Raw genomic sequence first — 18710 nt, 5'->3', positions numbered from 1 at the left:
CTTTGCGTGAGGTGTCCCCGGACCTCAATTGACGGTCAGAATCGGGCTGCCCAAACGCTCCAGCAAGGTTGCCTGGGCACTGCGTGGGTTCTGGTTGCCGGTCGGCGTGTTACGGATGTAACGACCGTCCGACTGCAGGCTCCAGCTGTGGGTGTTATCGGTGAGGTAAAGCTCCAGCTCTTTTTTGACCCGGGTAATCAGCTTCTTGCCCTCGACCGGGAAGCAGGTCTCGACGCGTTTATCGAGGTTGCGCTCCATCCAGTCGGCACTCGACAGGAACATCTGCTCTTCGCCGCCGTTGAGGAAGTAGAAGACCCGCGTGTGCTCCAGGAAGCGGCCAATGATCGAGCGCACATGGATGTTGTGCGAAACCCCGGCGATACCCGGCCGCAGGCAGCACATGCCACGTATCACCAGATCGATCCGCACCCCTGACTGGCTGGCCTTGTACAGCGCGCGGATGACCTTCGGGTCGGTCAGCGAGTTGAACTTGGCGATGATGTGCGCCGGTTTGCCGTCGAGGGCGAACTGGGTCTCGCGGGCAATCATGTCGAGCATGCCCTTCTTCAACGTGAACGGCGCGTGCAGCAGTTTCTTCATGCGCAGGGTTTTACCCATGCCGATCAACTGGCTGAACAGTTTGCCGACGTCTTCGCACAAGGCGTCATCGGAGGTCAGCAAGCTGTAGTCGGTGTACAGACGGGCGTTGGCCGCGTGGTAGTTGCCGGTGCCCAAGTGGGCGTAACGGACAATCTCGCCAGCCTCGCGGCGCAGAATCAGCATCATCTTGGCGTGGGTCTTGAAGCCCACCACACCGTAGATCACCACCGCGCCAGCGGCTTGCAGACGGCTGGCCAGTTGCAGGTTGGACTCTTCATCGAACCGCGCGCGCAATTCGATCACCGCGGTAACTTCCTTGCCGTTACGCGCCGCGTCGACCAGGGCATCGACGATTTCCGAGTTGGCACCGCTGCGGTACAGGGTCTGACGGACCGCCAATACGTGCGGGTCCTTGGCAGCCTGGCGCAGCAGGTCGACCACCGGGGTGAACGACTCGAACGGGTGCAGCAGCAGGATGTCCTGCTTGCTGATCACGCTGAAAATGTTCTCGCTGTTTTGCAGCAGTTTCGGGATCTGCGGGGTGAACGGCGTGTATTGCAGCTCTGGGTGACTGTCCAGGCCGGTGATGCTGAACAGCCGCGTCAGGTTGACCGGACCGTTGACCCGATACAGTTCGGTCTCTTGCAGGTTGAACTGCTTGAGCAGGTAGTCGGCCAGGTGTTTCGGGCAGGTGTCCGCCACTTCCAGACGCACCGCGTCACCGTAGCGACGGGAGAACAGCTCACCGCGCAGGGCGCGGGCCAGGTCTTCGACGTCTTCGGTGTCGACTGCCAGGTCGGCGTTTCGGGTCAGCCGGAACTGGTAGCAGCCCTTGACCTTCATGCCCTGGAACAGGTCATCGGCGTGTGCGTGGATCATCGACGACAGGAACACGTAGTTGTCACCCGTGCCACCCACCTCTTCCGGCACCTTGATGACGCGCGGCAGCAGACGCGGTGCCGGGATAATCGCCAGACCGGAATCGCGACCGAACGCATCGATACCTTCGAGTTCGACGATGAAGTTCAGGCTCTTGTTCACCAGCAACGGGAACGGGTGCGTCGGATCGAGACCGATCGGGGTGATGATCGGCGCGATCTCGTCGCGGAAATAGCGGCGTACCCAGGTCTTGAGCTTGGTGGTCCAGTAGCGACGACGGATGAAGCGGACCTGATGTTTTTCCAGTTCCGGCAACAGAATGTCGTTGAGGATCGCGTATTGGCGATCGACGTGGCCGTGCACCAGATCGCTGATGCGCGCCAACGCCTGATGCGGTTGCAGACCATCAGCACCGGCCTGTTCACGGGCGAAGGTGATCTGCTTTTTAAGCCCTGCTACACGAATCTCGAAGAACTCGTCCAGGTTGCTGGAGAAGATCAGCAAAAACTTCAGCCGCTCCAGCAAGGGATAGGACTCATCCAGCGCCTGCTCCAGTACGCGGATGTTGAACTGCAGTTGCGACAGCTCGCGATGGATATACAGGCTGCTGTCATCCAGACCAGGAATCGCGATCGCAGGCGTCGCCGGCACAGCGTCGACTACTACCGCGGGTGGAGCAGGCTCCAGCTCCAACGGGGTTTCGACGACTGGCTCAACCACAGGTTGAGCTTCGTTTACGGCAACTTCAGTGAATCCTTCGGTATTCATCGAGTGTTCCTGGGAGGGCTATTGTTGCTCTCGTAACAATTGAGCGGCACGTACGGCAAAGTAAGTCAGGATGCCATCAGCGCCAGCACGTTTAAAGGCGGTCAGGGATTCAAGAATAACCCCTTCGCTCAACCAGCCATTCTGGATCGCTGCCATGTGCATCGCGTATTCACCGCTGACCTGATAGACAAAGGTCGGCACTTTAAATTCTTCTTTGACGCGATAAAGGATATCCAGGTACGGCATGCCTGGCTTGACCATGACCATATCCGCGCCTTCTGACAAGTCGCTGGCCACCTCGTGCAACGCTTCGTTGCCGTTGGCCGGGTCCATTTGATAGGACGCCTTGTTCGCCTTGCCCAGGTTCAGCGCCGAACCGACCGCATCGCGGAACGGGCCGTAATAGGCACTGGCGTACTTGGCCGAGTAAGCCATGATCCGCACATTGACGTGATCGGCCAGTTCCAGCGCTTCACGGATCGCCTGGATGCGGCCGTCCATCATGTCCGACGGAGCCACCACCTGCGCACCGGCAGCCGCATGGGACAACGCCTGCTTGACCAGTGCATCGACAGTGATGTCGTTCTGCACATAGCCTTCTTCATCCAGAATACCGTCCTGACCGTGGGTGGTGAACGGGTCCAGCGCCACGTCGGTAATCACCCCCAGTTCCGGGAAGCGTGCACGCAGGGCGCGGGTGGCTCGTTGGGCTATGCCCTCGGGGTTCCAGGCTTCAGCGGCGTCGAGGGATTTGAGCTCGGGCGGAGTGACCGGGAACAGCGCCACGGCGGGAATACCCAGCTCGACCCACTGGGCCGCTTCTTCGAGCAACAGGTCGATGGTCAGACGTTCGACGCCCGGCATCGAGGCGACCGCTTCGCGACGGTTTTCACCGTCCAGCACAAAGACCGGGAGAATCAGGTCATTGGTGGTCAGGACGTTTTCGCGGACCAGACGGCGCGAAAATTCATCACGACGGTTGCGACGCAGGCGGGTTGCAGGAAACAAACGGTTGGCGGGGGTAAAGCTCACGACAGACTCCTGAGCCCGCGCTGGCGGGCGAGCGTGACAGTTATAAGCGGCCATTATGACTAACGTATGACAGTTATGTGCACCCCTGTGACCTGTAGTCGCAACCATTGTCCTTGTAGGAAATGTTCACGTCGAGACACATTTCGACACTTTCCTGAATGTGTCTGAAGGGTTAGGCTGCGCGTTCATTTCGCCAGCACCCAGACAATGCTCCAACAATTTCTGCATGACTTCGGCTACTTTGCCCTTTTCCTCGGCACGTTCTTCGAAGGCGAAACCATTCTGGTACTCGCAGGCTTCCTCGCGTTCCGCGGATACATGGACATCAACCTGGTGGTGGTCGTGGCGTTCTTCGGCAGTTATGCCGGCGATCAGCTGTGGTACTTCCTGGGGCGCAAACACGGCCGCAAACTGCTGGCGCGCAAACCACGCTGGCAATTGATGGGTGATCGGGCGCTTGAGCATATCCGCAAGCACCCGGACATCTGGGTCCTGAGCTTTCGCTTCGTCTACGGCCTGCGCACAGTGATGCCCGTGGCCATCGGCCTGTCGGGTTATCCGCCAGGACGCTACCTGATACTCAATGGTATTGGTGCGGCGATATGGGCCAGCGCCCTGGCGGCCGCCGCTTACCACTTTGGCGCAGTGCTCGAAGGCATGCTCGGCAGCGTCAAGAAGTACGAGTTGTGGGTTCTCGGCGCCCTGCTGGTGCTGGGCCTCTGCCTGTGGCTGCGTCGGCGCTTCAAGAATGCCCGCCTGGCCAAGCAGATCTACGCCGACGAGCAGGCCAAGACCAACGAAAAGGCCCGCGCCAACGAACCTACGACGCCAGTCGAGTGAAACGGTTTCTGCAGCAGTAGAGGCCGATACCGCTGACCAGGCTGTAACTGAGCAGGCCGACCCAGCCCACCGCGCTGGCCGGCCATAGCCCGACCAGCGGCGCCAGCCACACCAGCGGCAGGTTCAACACCAGCCGTAGCAGTTCCAGCTTCAACGCCTGCGGGCGATTCTCCAGGGCCACGCCCAACACAAACAAACCCAGCGCCACCGCGCCCCAGCCCAACACCAGGGCCGCGGTCGACAGGCTTTGCGCAAGATTCATCAGGTAGCTGCCCAGCGCGATGTACACGCAAAATTGCAGTGCGATATACAGCTGCTGGCGACCGTCCAGCGGCACCTCGAATTTACGGAACTGACTCAGGTCGGGCTTGTTCATCGGGTACTTCGCCGCCACGTCCGCCGGACGCCAGCCAGTGCGCATGAACCAGATCCGCAGCTTGTCCCACAGGCTCTCGGCGCGTCGAGCATCGGCCCACAACTGCGCATAGAACTGCAGGTTCGCCCACAACGGATTCCAGCTCGCCAGCGGCGTGGTCACGCCAAAAATCACCGGCTCGTTGTCGTCCTCCTCCTGGAACGAGCCAAACAACCGGTCCCAGACAATGAACACCCCACCGTAGTTGCGATCCATGTACAGCGCGTTCTGCGCGTGGTGAGCCCGATGGTTGGACGGCGTGACGAAGAACCATTCGAACCAGCCGAGCTTGGGAATGTGTTTGGTGTGGACCCAGAATTGATACAGCAGGTTCAGCGCCGCGACGCTGACGAACACCAGCAGCGGCACACCGAGCACCGCCATCGGCAGGTAGAAAATCCAGCTCAGCAGGAACCCGGTGCTGGTCTGGCGCAATGCCGTGGAGAGGTTGTAGTCCTCGCTTTGATGGTGCACCGAATGCGCCGCCCAGAGGATGTTGCGCTCATGCCCCATGCGGTGCAGCCAGTAGTAGCAGAAGTCGTAAAGGACAAAGGCGAACACCCAGACCCAAACGCTCTCGGCCGACAGCTCGAACAACGCCAGATGTTTCAGCGCAAAGGCGTACGTCAGCAGCCCCACGCCTTTGGTCAACAGGCCGGTGGTGGTCGACAGCACGCCGGTGCTGAGGCTGTTGATCGCATCGGCCAGGCGATAATTACTCACCCCGCGCCAGCGGTCCGCCAACAGCTCGACGGCAATCAACACAAAGAAAAACGGCACCGCATACAGAATGAAGTCCATGACGCGACCTGATCACAATTGTTGCCAAAAGATTAGGTGTAGACGCGAAATAACCCTATGGCAACGAGTGACAAATTAGTGGACATTTAACGCCATGAATCTGGAGAAGAACCCATGAGCAAAAAAGTTGCAGTGATACTTTCCGGCTGTGGCGTCTATGACGGCGCCGAGATCCATGAAAGCGTGATCACCCTGCTACGCCTTGACCAACGCGGCGCGCAGGTCCAGTGCTTCGCCCCTGATATCGCGCAATTGCACGTGATCAACCACCTGACGGGCGAAGAAATGCCCGAGTCGCGCAACGTGCTGGTGGAGTCGGCGCGCATCGCCCGTGGACACGTAAAAGACCTGCGTGAAGCCAACGCCGAAGACTTCGACGCGTTGATCGTGCCCGGCGGTTTTGGCGCCGCGAAGAACCTGTCCAACTTCGCCATCGAAGGCGCCGGTTGCAGCCTTCAGCCAGAAGTCCTGGCGCTGGCCGAAGCCTTTGCCGAAGCCGGCAAGCCGGTTGGCCTGATCTGTATCTCGCCGGCGCTGGCGGCGAAGATCTATGGCCCGGGCGTGACCTGCACCATCGGCAACGACACCGACACTGCCGCTGCAATGACCAAAATGGGCGCTACCCACGCAGACTGCGCGGTCGGCGACATCATTGAGGACAAGGCCCGCAAACTGGTGAGCACCCCGGCTTATATGCTCGCTCAGTCGATCAGCGAAGCAGCCTCGGGGATCAACAAGCTGGTTGATCGGGTGCTGGAGCTGACTCACGAGAATGATGCGTAACACGGTTTAAATGTGGGAGCGAGCTTGCTCGCGATAGCGACCTGACCGTCGACATTAATGTTGGATGTGCTGGCCCTATCGCGAGCAAGCTCGCTCCCACAGGGTTCACCGCCAAGCTCAGGGTTTTCGGGTCAGCCGGGTGATGATCCGGTCCAGCGCATTGGCGAACGCCTGCTTCTCCCGATCGCCAAACGGCGCGGGACCACCGCTCATCTGGCCCTGCTCGCGCAGATCGGTGAACAGGTTACGCACCGCCAACCGATCGCCCATGTTCTGCGCATCGAATTCCTTGCCGCGCGGATCAAGCGCCGCCACACCCTTCTTCACCAGCCGATCAGCCAGCGGCACGTCACTGCAAATCACCAGATCACCGGGCAGCGCATGTTCAACCAGGTAATCGTCGGCCGCGTCCGGACCGCTCGGCACCACGATCAGTTTCACCAGGGCCAGGCTCGGCTTGATCTGCGGCTGCCCGGCCACCAGCACCACTTCGAACTGGCGCTTGAGGGCGAACTTCACCACCAGGTCCTTCGCCGCCCGAGGGCAGGCGTCGGCATCGATCCAGACACGCATTGTGTATTTCCCTTTCAAAAACATCGCGAGCAAGCTCGCTCCCACAGGTTATACGCAATCCTGTGGGAGCGAGCTTGCTCGCGATTGTGAGCGCAGCGAATGCTGTTAAGAGGCTTGAACCCGCCGCTTCTCGGCCATACGACTGCGACTGTACAGCACGACAATCGCCAGAATCGCCACCGCCTGCGCGCTCAGCGAATAGGCATCAGCGTGAATCCCCAGCCAGTCGAAGTCAAAGAATGCCACCGGACGAGTGCCAAAGATCCCGGCCTCCTGCAAGGCTTTGACGCCATGCCCGGCGAACACCACCGACAACGCGCAGAGCAAACCGGCGTTGATCCCGAAGAACAGCGCCAACGGCAGTTTCGCCGAGCCGCGCAGGATCACCCAGGCCAGACCGACCAACAACACCAACGCCGTGGCGCCACCCGCCAGTACCGCGTTATGCCCGGCCGGGCCGGCTTGCAGCCACAGGGTCTCGTAAAACAGCACCACTTCGAACAGCTCGCGATAGACCGAGAAAAATGCCAGCGCCGCAAAACCGAAACGCCCCCCGCCGCTGACCAGGCTGCTCTTGATGTAGTCCTGCCAGGCGGCCGCGTGACGACGGTCGTGCATCCAGACCCCGAGCCAGAGCACCATGACACTGGCGAACAGCGCGGTGCAGCCTTCGAGCAACTCACGTTGGGCACCACTGACATCGATCACATACGCCGCCAGCGCCCAGGTCGCCAGACCCGCTATCAGCGCCAAGCCCCAGCCGATGTTGACGCTGCGAATTGCCGACTGTTGACCGGTGTTGCGCAGGAATGCCAGCACCGCAGCCAGTACCAGAATCGCTTCCAATCCTTCGCGCAACAGAATCAGCAGACCCGATACGTAGCTCAACGACCAGCTCAATCCATCGCTGCCCAGCAGGTCGGCTGACTCTTTCAACTTGGCCTTGGCAAACGCCAGACGTTGCTCGGCTTGCTCGATCGGCAGCCCGTCCTGCAACGACTGACGGTAAGCCATCAGGGATTTTTCAGTGTCTTTGCGCACCACGGCGTTGACGTTATCCAGCGAGCTTTCGACCAGTTCGAAGCCCTCCAGATACGCCGCCACCGACAGGTCATAGGCCTGATCGTGCGCGCCGGCACGGTACGCGGCGATGCTCTTGTCGAGGGTCGCCGCGGTGTAATCGAGCAACTGCGCCGGACCGCGTTTGACTTGCGGCGGCTGCGCACGCTGGGCGCGGAACGTAGCAGCTGCCTGAGGGCCTTCGGCCGTCAGCACTTCAGCCGGGGTCTGTCGGGCCAGGTCGGCGAGGTTGAAGTTCTTTTCGCTTTTCGCCGCAGTCGGATCGGCGCTGAACGCGGCGATATAGGTCGCCAGATCCCAGCGCTGACGCTCGTCGAGTTGATCGGCGAAGGCCGGCATGTCAGTGCCCTCGATACCCTGCCCCAACGTGCTGTAGATCGCGTACAGGCTCAGGCGGTCCAGCCGCGTGGCATCGCGCAGATTGGCGGGTGGCGGCGTCAGGCCGACACCTGCGGGACCATCACCGGCACCGGCGTCGCCATGGCACACCGAGCAATGCTGGGCATACAACGGCGCACCGCGTGTGGGGTCCGGCGTAATGATCGGTGCCTGACTGACTTCATAGGCCACTGCCAGTTTCGCGCCCAGTTGCCGCGCCAGACGGGCCACCTCCGCACCGTCTTGACGCAGGGTTACAGCGTTACGCAGATTGCTCACACCCTGCTCAAGCTCCGCGCGCTCGGGTTTTGCCGGTAGCGCAACGATCAGCCCCTGCAAGACACCGAGAAACTCCAGCTGCTCGCGGTATTCGCCATCATCGATGACCTGTCCCGCCTCCACAGTCGCCGGATAATCGGCACCAATGTAATCGAGCAAATGCAGTGCCTGTGGCGCACCTTCCACCGTGTCGGCCAGCAGGTTGAAACTACACAGGGCAAACAAAGGGAACACTAGCCAGGCCAGGAAACGGGACGGGGCAGTCATGAATGAATCTCAATTGATAATACGAAGTAACACATTGTTCACTCTCAATGCTTTCCGCTCAAGCTTTGTCGTCCATTGTTCGTGGATTCAGACACCTCCCACATGGTGGCACCCAAAGAAAAAATGAAATTAAAAAGCCATTACATGGCCAGTATCCGCGCTTATAATGCCGCGCCCTCGTTATTGCGATCGGGTATTTAAGCTCCTCTTTTTATGAGGAATTGGCATGGATAGCCATCTTCCCTGTCGATTGGTTCACCCAGCCCGACCAGCACGCTCGGCTGTTTAAACTCAGGGAAGAAGTACCCATGGCATCCCGCGCCCTCACCTCGATCGCGCTCAGCGCAGTCACTTTGCTTGCCGGTTGTTCGGCCTTTCGCAGCTACGACACAGAACTGCAAGAAACCAACCAGCAGTTGGCCAGCGGTAACGTCGACGCCGCACTGACGCTGCTGGAAAAAAACAACACCGGTGAAAACAAAGACCTGCTCTATTACTTCGAGAAAGGTGAACTGCTGCGCGCCAAGGGCGACCTGACCGGCAGCCAGACCGCCTGGAGAAGCGCGGACCAGGTCGTCGGTACCTGGGAAGAGTCGGTCAAGCTGGACACCGACAAGTACCTGGCTCAGTTCGGCAGCTTTCTGGTCAATGACAAGGTCCGCCGCTACGAAGGGTATGACTACGAAAAAGTCATGCTGACCACGCAAATGGCCTTGAACCTGCTGGCAGTGAACGATTTCGACGGTGCCCGCACCGAAATCAAGAAGACCCACGAACGCGAAGCGGTGATCGCCGAACTGCGGGACAAGGAATACCTCAAGCGCGAAGACGAAGCCGAGAAGCAAGGCGTCAAGACTCAATACAAGGACCTGAAGGGTTACCCGGTGGCGAGCCTCGACGCGCCTGACGTGGTCGGCCTGAAGAACAGCTATCAGAGTGCGTTCAGTCATTACCTGGCCGGTTTCGTCTACGAAGCCCTGGGTGAAAAAGACCTGGCCGCGCCGGGTTATCGCAAAGCCGCCGAACTGCGCCCCAACACTCCGTTGCTCGAACAAGCGCTGCTCAACCTGGACAAGCCGGCCGGCAAAAACGAAGAAAGCGACATCCTGATCGTCGTGCAAAGCGGCCTTGCGCCGAGTCGTGATTCCATTCGCATTCCCTTGCCACTGCCAATCAGCAATAACGTGGTGATCACCCCGCTGTCGTTCCCGGTAATCAAGCCTGACACCTCGACCGTGACGTATGCGCAGATCGGTGTCGACGGCCAGCAACAGAACCTGACCCAGCTCAACAGCACCACCGCCATGTCCCGCCGCGCCCTGCGTGACGATATGCCCGGGATCATTCTGCGCACCACTGTACGAGCCGTGACTCGCGCCGTGGCGCAAAAGAAGATCAACGAAACCAACCCTCTGGCCGGTCTGGCCGTAGGCATCACGTCGGCGGTGATGGAAGGGGCGGATACCCGCACCTGGCGCACCCTGCCCGACAACACCCAGGTTGTGCGCCTGCGCCTGGCCAAAGGCGAGCACCAACTGAGCCTGCCGAACGCTCTGGGCGGTTCGCGAATCACCGTCAAGGTCGATCAGCGTTACCAGGTGATCAGCCTGCGTACGGTGGGCAATCAGGTGTTCGCCAGTGGCGTCGCCGCCCACGTGATCCCAAGCACCACCCCGCAAGTCGTGGCCAGCGTCAAACAACCTTAAGCGGAGCTTCTCCATGCGTTTCAAACTGATTGCTGTTGCCGCCCTGGCTCTGCTGGCCGGTTGCGCCACCCCGCCGCCACCTGCGCCTGGCAGTGCCGAGAGCAAAGTCGTGGTGATGAACAAGTTCAAAAACATCGCGATTGGCGCGATGCGGGTCGCCCGTGAAAACGGCTTCCTGACCGTCAAGGTCGCGCTGAACAACACCAGCCACACGAACATGACGATGTACTACCGCTTCGTCTGGCTGGGCGACGACGGCTTCCCGGTGGCCGATGAAGAAAGCTGGAAAACCCTGAACCTGTATGCCGCGCAGGCCACGTTCCTGCCGGCCATTGCGCCGGTGCCCAAGGCCACTGACTTCCGCCTTGAAGTCAAAACCCCTTAAGCACTCCCCCTATTTCGTGACAGAGAGACATTCCCATGTTTGTACGCTTTTCGTTCCTCGCCGTGGTCGCCCTTCTGGCCAGCGGCTGCGCCAACAACTCGCCGGTTCTGGGCGGGAAAAACATCGGTTACGGCGACAGCAAGGCTGTTGAGCTGGTGACCAACGAGTTCGGTTCCACTGACCTGCAGATGATTGCGGAATCCATGACCCGTTCCCTGGCCCAATCCGGCATCTTGCAAGGCCGCCCGGTCGTACAGGTCTACGACGTGAAGAACAAGACCAGCGAATACATCGATACCCGCGAAATCACCACCAGCATCAAGACTCAACTGATGAAGTCCGGCACCGCCCGTTTTGCCAGCGATAACACCGCGATGCAGAGCCAGGTCGACCAGCTCAAACTGCAAAACCAGAGCGGCCTGTACAAGAAAGGCACCGTGGCCAAGACCGGCAATATGGTCGCTGCCAAATACCGTCTTGAAGGCTCGATCAGCTCGATCGTCAAGCGCAGCAGCGATTACAAAGACGTTTTCTACAAGTTCAGCCTGCAACTGATCGACGTTGAAAGCGGTCTGGCCGAGTGGATGGACGAGAAAGAGATCCGCAAAACCACGGAGCGTTAAGCAATGCGTGCATGGATTGGCATCATGGCCCTGGCCTGCGCGTTTGGCGCGCAGGCGGCCCCGAAAATCGCGGTCACCGACCTCGCCTACCAAGAGCGGGTGGAGCAGTACATCCACATCGTCTCCGCACAGAGCAATATGCAGGCGGGCATGTATCACGCCAGTGGCTCGTCGAGCTACAACGAGATCGAGGCCAGCAGCAGCTACATCGAGCAAGGCGAGCTTCGCAAGTTCAGCGGCGACATCAAGGGCGAGATTCTCAAGTCCGGGATGTTCCAGCTGGTGCAAGGCACGCCGTACACTGCCAAGTCCAAGGAAGACGTCTACGACGTGATCAAACGGATCAAGGCCGGTAACTACAAGGGCGCCGACTATGTGTTGTTCGGCACCCTGTCGGACATCGACTTCACCCGCGACATCACCTCGCTGGCCAACACCGACAGCTACTCGGCGATTCTCGGCCTGAGCCTGGTGGCGGACTTCAGCCTGATCAACACCCGGACGTTTGAAATCACGTCGGCATTCACCGCCATGGGTGACGGCCAGGACACCAAGCTGGTGAACGGCGAAGACGTCAAGGTTTCGCTGAACCGCCCACGGGTGGTGCGTGACGTGTCCAAGTCGCTGGGCGAGGACGTGGCCCGTCAGTTGGGCGAACAACTCGGTCGCGGCACTCAGCAACAGCCGGGGCAAGCACCACTGCGCAATAACCTGCCACGTGATACGGCGCCGGTCATTCTGCGCTGAGTCATCCATGCGGGAACGAAAAAGGCGACCTCTTGAGGTCGCCTTTTTTGTGCCTTGCGGGTTTTACACCGCAGCTCTACGAATGGTCGCCAGCAGCCCGGCAGCACCAATGAACAGCCCGGCAAACGTGCGGTTCATCCGTCGTTGTTGCTTGGGTGTGCGCAGCAGTCGCAGAACCTTGGAAGCGAGGCCGGTGTAGCCGGCCATCACGATCAGATCGACACAGATCATGGTCACGCCAAGAATCAGGTACTGCGCCACCAGTGGCGCATGCGGGTCGATGAACTGCGGCAGCACCGCGAGCATGAACACCAGCGCCTTGGGGTTGCTGACATTCACCAGGAAACCGCGAAATACCAGCGCCAGCGGTTTGCCAATCTGCCGAATGGCCGCGTCATCGCTCATGTTGCTGGGCAGTGCGCGCCATTGCTTGACCGCCAGATACACTAGATAAGCCACGCCAAACCATTTGATCGCGTAGAAGGCCGTGGCCGACGTGGCGAGAATTGCGCCCACACCGGCGGCGACAATCGCAATCTGCATCGCCAGCCCCAGCTGCAGGCCAAGGGCGTTCCAGTAGCCACGCCAGAAACCGTACTGCAAACCGCAGGACATCGACGCAATGGCGCCGGCGCCCGGGGAAAGACTGATCACCCAACAGGCGGCAAAAAACGCCAGCCATGTCTCAAGCACCATCGCACACCTCGACTCAGACTCGTTATAGACGTCTAAGCTAATGTGCTGGCTTGTGAATGACTATCGATTTTTTGCAGAAAAATCGCCCTGCCGACCAGCGTTACCGGCAGTCCGGCTACTTTTCGAAGCCGCTCGACAACACGTCGTTGCCGCGCCAGCGTCGTACCGAGCGCTGGCTGGCCTCTATCAGGACAGCGCTTCCAGCTCTGCCTGCATGCTTTCGAGCAGCTCCAGGGCTTCCATCCAGGTTTCTTCAAGCTCGGCTTCGCGAACTTTCAGCTTGGCCTGTTCGGCCAGCAGATCGCGCAGCTCGTCCTTGCGGGCGGCTTCGTAGACGGCGCTGTCGCCGAGGCTGGTTTCGATCTTCGCCAGCTTCTCGTGCAACTTGCCCAACTCGGCTTCGAGCTTGTCGGCTTCGCGCTTGTGCGGTGCCAGTTGCTGCCGCAACGCAGCAGCGGCCTGACGCTGGGCTTTCTTGTCGGTCTTGTCCGGATTGACCGGCGAGTTGTTCACCGGCGCATTGCGCTGGCGATAATCGACCAGCCAGCGGGCGTAGTCTTCCAGATCGCCGTCGAACTCTTCGACCTTGCCATCGGCCACCAGGAAGAAGTTATCCGTGGTGCTTTTCAGCAGATGACGATCGTGGGAGACCACCAGCACTGCGCCACTGAATTCTTGCAGGGCCATGGTCAGCGCCAGGCGCATTTCCAGGTCCAGGTGGTTGGTCGGTTCGTCGAGCAGCAACAGGTTCGGCCGGTCCCAGGCAATCAACGCCAGTGCCAGTCGGGCCTTTTCGCCGCCGGAGAAATTCAGCACCGGCTCGTCGATCCGCGCACCACGGAAGTCGAAACCACCGAGGAAGTCGCGCAGGGTCTGCTCACGCTCGGTCGGCGCCAGACGCTGCAAGTGCAGCAACGGGCTGGCCTTGGAATCCAGCGAGTCCAGCTGATGCTGGGCGAAGTAACCGACGACCGTGTTCTCGCCACGGGTCAGTCGGCCGGACAATGGCTCGAGTTCACCGGCGAGGTTTTTGATCAGCGTCGATTTACCCGCACCGTTGGGGCCGAGCAAGCCGATCCGCGCACCTGGCGTCAGTTGCAGCTTGACCTTCTCCAGCACGGTTCGCTCGCCATAACCCAGACGGGCGTCGGAGAGGTCGATCAACGGGCTGGAAATCTTCGCCGACTCGCGGAAGACGAAGTCGAACGGCGAATCGACGTGGGCGGCGGACAACTCTTCCATCCGCTCCAGCGCCTTGATCCGGCTCTGGGCCTGACGGGCCTTGGTGGCCTGGGCCTTGAAGCGGGCGATGTAGCTTTCCATGTGCGCACGTTGCGCCTGTTGCTTCTCGTAGGCCTGTTGCTGCTGGGCCAGACGTTCGGCGCGGGCACGTTCGAACGCCGAGTAGCCACCGCGATAGAGGGTAATTTTGCGCTGATCGACGTGAGCCACGTGATCGACCACGGCGTCGAGGAAGTCGCGGTCGTGGGAAATCAGCAGCAAGGTGCCGGGGTAGCTCTTGAGCCACTCTTCCAGCCAGATAATCGCGTCGAGGTCCAAGTGGTTGGTCGGTTCGTCGAGCAACAACAGGTCCGACGGGCACATCAGCGCCTGCGCCAGGTTCAGACGCATCCGCCAACCACCGGAGAAATCTCCGACCTGCCGATCCATCTGTTCATTGGTGAAGCCCAGGCCTGCGAGCAACTTGCGCGCCCGGGCGTCGGCGGTGTAGCCATCGGCGCTGTCGAGCTCTGCGTGCAGACGGGCCTGAGCAGCACCGTCATGGGCCGCTTCGGCTGCGGCGAGGTCGCGTTGCACCTCGCGCAGACGCAGGTCACCATCAAGCACATAGTCGACCGCGATGCGATCGAGGGTGTCGATCTCTTGGCGCATGTGGGCGATGCGCCAGTCGGCCGGCAAGAAGCAGTCACCCGAGTCCGGGTGCAGGTCACCCAGAAGCAAGGCGAACAGGCTCGATTTGCCGGCGCCGTTGGCACCGATCAGGCCGGCTTTGTGACCGGCGTGCAGGGTCAGCTCGGCGTCTTCTAGCAGACGTTGCGGGCCACGTTGTAAAGTCAGGTTCTGAAGTCGAATCATAATGGCGGCGGAGTCTACCAGCTTCGCTCGCAACTGGCGCGAGTAGCACTATGTCCTCTGACCTGTGGAGCTTTTCCCTCACCCTCTACACCCGACCGGGTGTTGAAGACGCCTGCCTGAAGCTGCAAGCAGCCGGGGCCAACGTTTGCCTGCTGTTGTGCGCAGCCTGGCTCGGACAGCACGGCGTGCGATGCAATGCGCAACGCCTGCAACAACTCCAGCACCTGGCCGGCCCGTGGCATACGGAAGTCGTGCAACCGCTTCGACAACTGCGTACGCAGTGGAAGGCCGCAGCCCTCGCCGACGAAGAACTGAACACGTTACGAGCGCAAGTCAAAGCTCTGGAGCTGGAAGCGGAGCGGCAACTGTTGTTGCGTCTGGAGAATGCGGCGCAAACATGGCCGCAGGGTCAAGCCAAAGACCTGGCCGTGTGGCTGGAAGGATTGGCGGCGGGCGCCGCCAACCTGAACCGCGACGCGCTGCATCAGCTGCGCGTCGCGGTGACCGGCACTTAGGAAGCGCTGGTCGGGGTGCTGGTAGTGCTTGCAGCAGCTGCCGGTGCAGGCGAAGCGGCTGGCGTGCTCGCGGCTGGCGCAGGTGCAGCAGCCGGTGCAGACGTCGCAGGCTTGGCGGCCGCTGGTGCGGTTGCCGGTTTTGCAGCCGCTGGTTTGGCGGCAGCAGGTTTGGCCACGACTGGCTTTTTCACCGCAGGCTTGGCGGCTGGTTTTGCAGCAACCGGTTTGGCGGCAGCAGGTTTGGCAGCACTGGACACTGCAGGCTTGGCAGCGGCTGCTGGTTTAGCGGCAGGCTTGGCCGGCGCTTTGGCAGCTGCGGGTTTGGCCGCTGGCTTGGCGGCAGGTTTTGCAGCTACCGGTTTAGCGGCTGGCTTGGCAGCCGGTTTGGCCGCTGCGGTTTTTGCTGCTGGTTTGGCAGCAGGTTTGGCCGCGGTGGCTTTCGCTACTGCTGGTTTGGCGGCGGCAGTTTTAGCAGCTGGCTTTGCTGCTGGTTTAGCGGCAGCAGGTTTGGCAGCGGCTTTGGCAGCGGCCGGTTTAGCCGCGCTGGCTGCGACTGGTTTTTTCACTGCAGGTTTTGTCGCAGGTTTGGCGGCTGCTTTCGCTGGAGCCTTGGCCGGTGCCTTGGCGGCTGCCGGTTTGGCAGCTGGTTTTTTCGCGGCGCCAGCAGCGGCGGCTGGCTTGGCCGAACGCAGGGTCAGCGTTTTGCCGACGGCCTCTTTCACGCGACCAATACCCTGGGCCAGTTTCAGGCTTTCCTGGGCATCGCGCTTGAGTTGCAGAATGTAGCCGCGAGTTTCGGACTGACGATCCTTGAGCGCATCAAGCAGATCTTCAAGTTCTTGTACCGCATCTTTGGCCTTGGCTTGTGCCTTGGCTTTGCCGGCCGCCGCAGCGTCCTGCAATTTGGTGCGAGATTTGTGCAATTTTTCCTGTGCTTTTCCGCGCTGCTTTTCCAGTTTGGCGAGCAGTTTTTCAGCATCAGCCAAGGCTTGGGAACAAGCGTTTTCCAAATGCTCGAGCAAGCTGCCCGAAAGCTGATGGAGTAAGTGCAACGGAGTATTTACAGGCTTCTTATTGGCCGACATGATTTACCTCCTGGCTGACGTGAATGCGGCTCATACTAGACCTCTGCTGCTACCGCCGCTAGGGCATGTTGACAGTATCGATTGCTGTGCGTTGCACCAATTTTAAAATGTTCTGCAGACACCTCAAAGCAGTTCACCGCTCACGGCATTCTCACTGGCATAATCCTGCGCATCTCAGGCTGGAGAGCGCCCATGTCGCGTTACCTTTTTTTACCCTTGTGCGTGTTTTTTTCGTTGGCTCATGCTGCGGAAAAAGCCACGGAAAATGACGCCCACGATCTCGCTTACAGCCTGGGTGCAAGTCTGGGTGAACGTCTGCGCCAAGAGGTTCCAGATCTGCAAATTCAGGCACTGGTCGAAGGCTTGCAGCAGGCCTATCAAGGCAAGCCACTGGCGCTGAAAGATCAGCAGATCGAAAAAATCCTGGCCGAGCACGAAGCGCAAATTGCCGAGCAGCCAGCGATACCGCAAAGCGAAGTAGCCCTGGACAAGGAACAACGCTTCCTGACAGCCGAGAAGGCAAAACCCGGGGTTCGCGAACTGGCAGATGGCATCCTGCTGACCGAACTGGTCGCAGGTAACGGCGCCAAGGCCGGACCCAGTGGCAAGGTGCAGGTTCGCTACATCGGCAAGCTGCCCGACGGCACGGTGTTCGATCAGAACACTCAGGCGCAGTGGTTCAGCCTCGACAGTGTGATCAGTGGCTGGCGCAGTGCGTTGCAACAGATGCCAGTAGGTGCGAAATGGCGCCTGGTGATTCCATCCGCGCAAGCCTACGGAGCCGATGGCGCAGGGGACCTGATCGCGCCGTTCACGCCTCTGGTGTTTGAAATCGAACTGCTCGGCGCGACTGGCTGAGCAATCGCCCAAACGAAAAACGGCGCGCAGAGCGCACCGTTCAAGGGATCTTTTACAACACGTGAGAACTCAGGCTTGCTCTGGAGTTTCTTCCTTGTGAGCCGTGTGCAGCACTTCGATCAGGCAATCTTCCAGTTCGAAGCGCTCGTGCAACAGACCACCGAGCTCCTTGAATTTCTCCGCAACGCACTTGCCTTGATCGCAGAGATCGTTGAAAGCCAGCAGCTTCTCGGTGATCACATCAATGCGCGGATAAATGGTTTCGGCCAATTCAAGCCCGCGCGTGTCACCGAATGCCTTGGCTTCGCCCGTCAGCTGTTCGTAGATTTCGAAGTGGCCGGCAGAGACGTAATCGACCAGGACACCACAGAACTCCTGCAACGGTTTGCGATTCTCGCCCAGAGCCTCAGGCTTGGCGCCGAGAGCATCATAGGCTCGAACCAGTTCGTGACGCTCCTGCAACCAACGATCGATCAGCAGATGCACTCCACCCCAGCGTTCCTGAGCATTCTGACAACTTTCGAGCATGGTGATCTCTCTTCCCTTATGGGTAATGCCGCCCGCACTCGCCGCAAGACTTGAAGATCAAGATTTGGCCAGGCAGAGCATCATCGAGCAACATAATTCCAATGATACGTGCGGGCCAGATTATGCCCGCACGACAACACCTTCAAGGTACGCAGGAGATAAAGTTCATACAAGTGTTTAATCACCCACCCGGTCCCCATGCGACGACTCGCCGCTGGGCGGTCGCTGATACGCGTACCAGACCAGCCGCAAGATCTGATAAGCCCCGAGAATCGTCATTCCGACAAAAAACAACAAACTCCATTCAGGGATACTCAGGTCGAACAGCGTCCAGGAAATTTCCGCGCAGTCAGCGGTTCCGCTGAATACCCGTTTCACAACGCACAGCCAGGGCATGTCTGCGAACAGACCTTCCAGGCTGGTAGAGCACTCCGACACCTGTTGAGCCGGATCGCTTTGCAATACCACCTGACGCCACGCCGTAACAATCCCCGCCAGGCTGCTGAACAGGCTGAGCAACCAATACAGTAAACAGCCCAGACGCCTGGGCCCGTGCAGCGCGGCAACCAGGCAGACAGTCGTGAACAGGGCCAAAAAAAGCCGCTGCAACAGGCACAGCCCACACGGCTTGAGCCCGATGGCGTATTCGAGATAGTACGAAGCGCCCAAGGCCAGGGCTCCCGCGATGAAGGCCATGAAAAACAATGAGCGTGTGCTGGCCAAAGACATGGCTTATCCGTAACAGAAGAGACAGGCAGTTACGGTAGAGGAAAGC

18 protein-coding genes are annotated in these 18710 nt (G+C 60.0%); 8 read left to right on the top strand and 10 right to left on the bottom strand.

Annotated elements, in window-relative coordinates; all coding sequences use genetic code 11:
* Positions 1 to 24 precede the first annotated feature (24 nt).
* Positions 25 to 2247, bottom strand: a complete 2223-nt coding sequence (ppk1, locus tag BK659_RS17400; RefSeq protein WP_123426233.1) for a polyphosphate kinase 1 — start codon at positions 2245 to 2247, stop codon at positions 25 to 27.
* An 18-nt stretch (positions 2248 to 2265) separates the two neighbouring features.
* Positions 2266 to 3279 (bottom strand): porphobilinogen synthase, encoded by a 1014-nt coding sequence (hemB, locus tag BK659_RS17395; protein ID WP_123426232.1) that lies wholly within the window; start codon positions 3277 to 3279, stop codon positions 2266 to 2268.
* Between the two features lie 207 nt (positions 3280 to 3486).
* Here hemB and BK659_RS17390 point away from each other — a divergent pair, with 207 nt between their 5' ends.
* Positions 3487 to 4119 (top strand): DedA family protein, encoded by a 633-nt coding sequence (locus tag BK659_RS17390; protein WP_123426231.1) that lies wholly within the window; start codon positions 3487 to 3489, stop codon positions 4117 to 4119.
* Here BK659_RS17390 and BK659_RS17385 read toward each other — a convergent pair.
* Positions 4100 to 5335: a sterol desaturase family protein gene (locus tag BK659_RS17385; protein ID WP_123426230.1), complete on the bottom strand. Its 1236-nt coding sequence runs from the start codon at positions 5333 to 5335 to the stop codon at positions 4100 to 4102. The two genes, BK659_RS17390 and BK659_RS17385, sit on opposite strands and share 20 nt — an antisense overlap.
* Before the next feature lie 114 nt (positions 5336 to 5449).
* Between BK659_RS17385 and elbB the strand changes: the two genes are divergently transcribed.
* Positions 5450 to 6118: an isoprenoid biosynthesis glyoxalase ElbB gene (gene elbB / locus BK659_RS17380; protein ID WP_123426229.1), complete on the top strand. Its 669-nt coding sequence runs from the start codon at positions 5450 to 5452 to the stop codon at positions 6116 to 6118.
* A gap of 117 nt (positions 6119 to 6235) precedes the next feature.
* On the opposite strand, the gene BK659_RS17375 is transcribed toward elbB, so the two are convergent.
* Together BK659_RS17375 and BK659_RS17370 are read right to left on the bottom strand one after the other, a co-directional pair.
* Positions 6236 to 6691, bottom strand: coding sequence for a YaiI/YqxD family protein (locus BK659_RS17375; RefSeq protein ID WP_123426228.1), 456 nt, complete (start codon positions 6689 to 6691; stop codon positions 6236 to 6238).
* A gap of 105 nt (positions 6692 to 6796) precedes the next feature.
* Positions 6797 to 8695, bottom strand: coding sequence for an FTR1 family protein (locus tag BK659_RS17370; protein ID WP_123426227.1), 1899 nt, complete (start codon positions 8693 to 8695; stop codon positions 6797 to 6799).
* 308 nt (positions 8696 to 9003) lie between these two features.
* On the opposite strand from BK659_RS17370, the gene BK659_RS17365 reads away from it, so the two are divergent.
* From BK659_RS17365 to BK659_RS17350, 4 genes are read left to right on the top strand one after another with little or no spacing between them, the layout of a single operon-like run.
* Positions 9004 to 10401, top strand: a complete 1398-nt coding sequence (locus BK659_RS17365; protein ID WP_123426226.1) for a COG3014 family protein — start codon at positions 9004 to 9006, stop codon at positions 10399 to 10401.
* Between the two features lie 13 nt (positions 10402 to 10414).
* Positions 10415 to 10786, top strand: a complete 372-nt coding sequence (locus BK659_RS17360) for a YcfL family putative periplasmic lipoprotein (RefSeq protein WP_123426225.1) — start codon at positions 10415 to 10417, stop codon at positions 10784 to 10786.
* Between the two features lie 35 nt (positions 10787 to 10821).
* A complete protein-coding gene (gene lpoB, locus BK659_RS17355) occupies positions 10822 to 11409 on the top strand; it encodes a penicillin-binding protein activator LpoB (protein ID WP_071552841.1) in 588 nt (195 codons plus the stop codon).
* 3 nt (positions 11410 to 11412) lie between these two features.
* Positions 11413 to 12156 carry a penicillin-binding protein activator LpoB gene (locus BK659_RS17350; protein ID WP_123426224.1) on the top strand — a complete coding sequence of 248 codons (744 nt, stop codon included), beginning with the start codon at positions 11413 to 11415 and terminating at the stop codon, positions 12154 to 12156.
* Positions 12157 to 12219: 63 nt separating this feature from the next.
* Here BK659_RS17350 and BK659_RS17345 read toward each other — a convergent pair whose 3' ends face one another.
* Positions 12220 to 12852: a LysE family transporter gene (locus tag BK659_RS17345; RefSeq protein WP_103317873.1), complete on the bottom strand. Its 633-nt coding sequence runs from the start codon at positions 12850 to 12852 to the stop codon at positions 12220 to 12222.
* 186 nt (positions 12853 to 13038) lie between these two features.
* Entirely contained in the window at positions 13039 to 14949 is a 1911-nt protein-coding gene (locus BK659_RS17340; RefSeq protein WP_123426223.1) for an ATP-binding cassette domain-containing protein, read from the bottom strand.
* A gap of 50 nt (positions 14950 to 14999) precedes the next feature.
* On the opposite strand from BK659_RS17340, the gene BK659_RS17335 reads away from it, so the two are divergent.
* Positions 15000 to 15464: a TIGR02444 family protein gene (locus BK659_RS17335; RefSeq protein ID WP_123426222.1), complete on the top strand. Its 465-nt coding sequence runs from the start codon at positions 15000 to 15002 to the stop codon at positions 15462 to 15464.
* On the opposite strand, the gene BK659_RS17330 is transcribed toward BK659_RS17335, so the two are convergent.
* Positions 15461 to 16549: an AlgP family protein gene (locus BK659_RS17330; protein ID WP_123426221.1), complete on the bottom strand. Its 1089-nt coding sequence runs from the start codon at positions 16547 to 16549 to the stop codon at positions 15461 to 15463. The genes BK659_RS17335 and BK659_RS17330 overlap by 4 nt on opposite strands.
* A gap of 192 nt (positions 16550 to 16741) precedes the next feature.
* On the opposite strand from BK659_RS17330, the gene BK659_RS17325 reads away from it, so the two are divergent.
* Entirely contained in the window at positions 16742 to 17407 is a 666-nt protein-coding gene (locus tag BK659_RS17325; protein ID WP_123426220.1) for an FKBP-type peptidyl-prolyl cis-trans isomerase, read from the top strand.
* Between the two features lie 69 nt (positions 17408 to 17476).
* Here the strand turns inward: BK659_RS17325 and rsd are convergent, their stop codons facing one another.
* Together rsd and BK659_RS17315 are read right to left on the bottom strand one after the other, a co-directional pair.
* A complete protein-coding gene (rsd, locus tag BK659_RS17320) occupies positions 17477 to 17935 on the bottom strand; it encodes a sigma D regulator (RefSeq protein WP_123426219.1) in 459 nt (152 codons plus the stop codon).
* Positions 17936 to 18112: 177 nt separating this feature from the next.
* A complete protein-coding gene (locus BK659_RS17315) occupies positions 18113 to 18664 on the bottom strand; it encodes a disulfide bond formation protein B (RefSeq protein ID WP_123426218.1) in 552 nt (183 codons plus the stop codon).
* Positions 18665 to 18710: the final 46 nt, after the last annotated feature.

Source organism: Pseudomonas brassicacearum, from assembly GCF_003732225.1.
In the GTDB taxonomy this organism is placed as follows: Bacteria; Pseudomonadota; Gammaproteobacteria; order Pseudomonadales; family Pseudomonadaceae; genus Aquipseudomonas; species Aquipseudomonas brassicacearum_E.
Note: the sequence above shows the minus strand (reverse complement) of the source record. Positions and strands in the feature narration are given on the sequence as shown.